General features: G+C 45.3%; 2 protein-coding genes. Both read left to right on the forward strand.

Going from position 1 to position 805, the window contains the following annotated elements; genetic code table 11:
* A partial coding sequence (locus tag A3738_RS30435) for a hypothetical protein (RefSeq protein ID WP_197473531.1) occupies positions 1–503 on the forward strand: 503 nt, incomplete at its 5' end.
* A 29-nt stretch (positions 504–532) separates the two neighbouring features.
* The coding region (locus tag A3738_RS02620; RefSeq protein ID WP_156503896.1) for a DoxX family protein at positions 533–805 on the forward strand (273 nt) is incomplete at its 3' end.

An 805-nucleotide genomic window follows, 5' to 3' on the forward strand; every position in this document is an offset into this window, starting at 1 on the left:
ATGATTATCCATATGTGAGTGATGTCGCTAGTGTCGACTGGTCTTGGCATCAAGCATTTCATAGCTGTGATGTATCGGCAGTTTTTGCGGCTGATCTTCAGAACGTCCTTGGTGTTGATCAAGCCAATATACAACTTGGTCTTCATCCAAGTCTCTCAATCATTCGGTCGGACTTTCCACTCTATAGCTTGTGGCAATTCAACGAACAGGAGAATGCTAGCGTTGATTCAAATAATGGGGCTAGTTTTTCCTTAGATGCTCCCGCAGAGATCGTTATGGTGTGGCGACAAGACTATCAGGTATGCGTGACATCAATTTCTCTGCCTGTTTGTGCGCTTCTTACTGCGTTCGATGAAGGATGTTCTCCTACACAAGCGTTCGAAAGAGCATTCGAGCAGCTTTGGCTAGAACAGAAGATGTATGACTCAGAAGAAGCTTTAGCGGCAGAGCTCAGTGAAGCTTGGAGCTTTCTTCTAAAACAAGGCGCGTTGACGCGTTTATAACGAAACAATTAAGTATAAGGATTTTTATAATGAGCGCTTTTCACTCAGCAACTTCTTTTATCCGTAGTGGTATTTCTCTCGTTAATCATGCGCAAAGTGGTTTAGCTCTCGTATTTCGTTTGGCGATGGCGCAAGTATTTTGGGCTGCAGGGATGACGAAAATCGCATCATGGAGCACGACACTTGATTTATTTGCGTGGGAATATGCGGTACCTCTGATTCCTGCTGTGCCAGCTGCTTATTTGGCAACGGGCGCTGAACTATTGTTTCCCGTGTTGCTTGTTCTCGGATTGGGGACGCGG

The organism is Oleiphilus sp. HI0066 (genome assembly GCF_001635725.1).